The 3,186-nt window shown below is 60.9% G+C and carries 2 protein-coding genes; both read left to right on the forward strand.

Going from position 1 to position 3,186, the window contains the following annotated elements; translation table 11 throughout:
- Positions 1-1,469: precorrin-3B C(17)-methyltransferase (gene cobJ, locus QOC89_RS17860; protein WP_323046236.1), on the forward strand; the 1,469-nt coding region annotated here is incomplete at its 5' end.
- Between the two features lie 345 nt (positions 1,470-1,814).
- On the forward strand, positions 1,815-3,186 hold a 1,372-nt coding region (locus tag QOC89_RS17865), incomplete at its 3' end, for a TolC family outer membrane protein (RefSeq protein ID WP_323046237.1).

Raw genomic sequence — 3,186 nt, forward strand, 5'->3', positions numbered from 1 at the left:
TGGGTGCGTCGCCGGCGATTACGACGAGCGGTGAACTGCGCTTCGGCACATGTGTGCTCAATCCGCCTGATGGCTACGCGCTTGCCGATATCGGGCAAGGCAAGCGCTTCGTGTCGGATCTGCTGGCGGGTGAAAGCATGCGGATTGAAGGCGAAGCGCCGTGGCTCGACGATGCGCAGTTGCCGCGCTCCGATTCGGCGCGTCTCGCGATTCGCGTGACGCCGCGCGCCTCGCGTGGGCGTGACGATGAGTTGGTGATTCATCCGCAGAGTGTGGTGGCCGCGGTGATGGTGCGCCCGGCCGGGGCTGCTGCTACTGCAAGGGCCACGGATAGCACGATCTCCGCTACCGCTACCGCCGCCGACGGAACCAATTCCAGTCCCGAAACGAAGCAGGATTCCGGTGAACAGATAGCAGCTCGCGTGCGCGAGGCCTTGGACGCAGAGGGTCTCGCCGCGCTTTCTCTCGCCGCATTGCTGGCATCCTCTGAACACATGGCGGACCCGACGCTCGCCGATGCCGCTGCCCGCCTGAACGTGCCGCTGCGTTTTGCTCAGCCGCGCCCGGAGGACGGCGACCCGCCGAGCAACCTGCTGCATGCCGCGCTGCGCGTCCCCTACGAAACGCTGCACAACGACACAGATACAGGCGTTGCGCTGGCATTAACGCCTTTGGCCATCGACGCAGACACGATTGGCCGAGCACGCGGCCGCTTGACCGTGATCGGCCTCGGCCCCGGCAGCGCCGATCTGATGGTGCCCGCCGCTCGAACAGCGCTGAACGAAGCCACCGATATCCTCGGCTACGAAACCTACGTGAAAATGGCCGGCCCGTTTCGCGCGGATCAACGCGTAGATGGTACGGATAATCGGGAGGAGATGCAGCGCGCGCGTCATGCGTTCGAACTCGCTAGCACAGGACGATCAGTGGTGATGGTGTCATCAGGCGATCCTGGCGTGTTTGCGATGGCAGCTGCAGTGCTCGAAGCGCTCGAAGAAGGAAGTTCGACGCACGCTGACTGGCGCGCGGTGCAACTCGCCATCGTGCCGGGGGTATCCGCGGCCATGGCGACCGCAGCCCAAGCCGGTGCACCGTTGGGCCATGACTTCTGCATGCTGTCGTTATCCGACAATCTGAAACCGTGGACCATCATCGAAAAGCGCCTCAGGCATGCGGCCGAAGCAGACCTGGTGATGGCTTTCTACAACCCGATCTCTCGCGCACGGCCGTGGCAACTGGACAAGGCACTGGACATTGTGCGGGAATACCGCGCCGCAGCGACGAAGGTGGTGCTCGGCCGCGACATCGGCAGACCGGGCAGCACACTGCGAACGACCACGCTCGGCGAACTGCGTTCGTCGGATGTGGATATGCGGACGATGGTGATCGTGGGCTCGTCGACGACGCGGGGGTTTGCTAATGGAATCGACGGTGGCGAGTGGGTTTATACGCCGCGCTGGTATGAGTGAGCACTCTGCTCGCTTGACTCCTTTTTTCTCAACCGGTCCCTGCGAGGGCGGAAACCTTTCAAATCGCCTTCGTTAAATTATAAAACCCTTCAAAATGGGCTGAAATCTTAATTCGACGTCGCATTTTTTAGACTGAGTAAGAATTTTCAAAGCCTGGCTTTCTGAGTTGTAATAGTAAGCATCCCAAAGATTTCGCCATTCACACGTTTTCGGATTTCTCCGATTTCGTCGCCGCTCTGCTTCACCAAAACTCAGCGACTACTTACTTCCGACGCAGCGTTCGGCGCCTCTCTCACAAGGCGCTGATCGCGTCGTGTTTTCTTACGCTGAGAGACGAACATAACGATGGGCCAAAATCATGCTCAGCGCGATGGACGACTGACGAGTCCCGCGGCAATTGTCCTGAGCATCTTCGTTTTGCTATCCGGCGTGCTGCCCGTTCAGGCAGAGAGTCTGTCCCAGTTCGCCGCCGACGCTTTCGCGCACGACGCCAGGCTCGCTAGCGCCGAAGCAAGTTATCGCGCAGGTTTGGAGAAGGAACCCGAAGCACGCGCCGTGTTCCTTCCGCACCTCGGCCTCAATCAGTCAGATTTTAAAAATGCGATTCACGTGCCGGGCCAACCTGCCGCGCCCTATTCCACTGTCGGCGCGACACTCTCGCTAAACCAGTCGATCTTCAAGTGGGACGACTGGCAGACCTGGCAGCAAGGCAGGCTATCTATCGCAGACGCCGGCCTCGCGTTCTCAAGTGCCAAACAGGATTTGCTGCTGCGCGTCGCGCAGGCCTATTTCGACGCACTCGCGGCGAAGGACGATTTCTCGCTTGCCCAGCTGCATCAACGCTCCGTGAATGAGCAACTTGCATTGGCAAAGCGAAGCTTCGCGTTGGGCGCGGCGACTGTCGTTGATCTGAATGAAGCGCGGGCGGGAGCGGACTCAGCGTTGTCTGATCTCGTTGAGGCGCAAAGCACACTCGACAGGCGCTACGCCGTGCTGCAAAAGATTGTCGGTCATCCCGTGGATGCCATCGACCCGTTCGATGCCGACGCGAACATTACGCGGATCGCCGCCGGTTCGATCGAGCAGTGGATAAGCGACGCGGCAGTATCGGGTCTCGACGTCAGGCGGCAGCAGATCGCGCTCGAAATTGCGCGACGCGATGTCAGCAAGGTCGATGCGGGCTACATGCCGACGGTGTCGCTCATCGGCAATGCGAGCCATGGCAACGCCGCGTTCATTAACGGACAAACCAACTTCTACACCGGCGCCAACCGTGCGACCTCGGGCGAAATCGGCATCCAGATCAGCATTCCGCTCTTCGACGGACTATCGACGATGAGCAGGAAACGCGAGGCCCTCGCGCTCAAAGACAAAGCCCAGGACGACCTGGAAGATGCACGCCGCTCGGCCGCTCTCGACGCCCAGCAGGCGTTCCTCGGTGTGCGCGACGGACAGGCGCAGGTCACGGCGCTACGCACCGCGCAACGTTCCGCGCGGACATCGCTCGACTCCAACCGCAAAGGATTCAAAGTCGGCGTACGGATCAATGCGGATGTGCTCAGCGCTGAAGACAAATTGTTCAGCACACAGCGCGATCTCGCCAAAGCGCGCTACGACACCTTGATGCAGTTTCTGCGGCTGAAGGCCAGCGTCGCTCAGCTCGACGAGACAGCGATTGACCAGCTGAGCGCGGGCACAGAACCGCGTCCCGAGCAAG

The organism is Paraburkholderia sp. (genome assembly GCF_034668105.1).
In the GTDB taxonomy this organism is placed as follows: Bacteria; Pseudomonadota; Gammaproteobacteria; order Burkholderiales; family Burkholderiaceae; genus Paraburkholderia.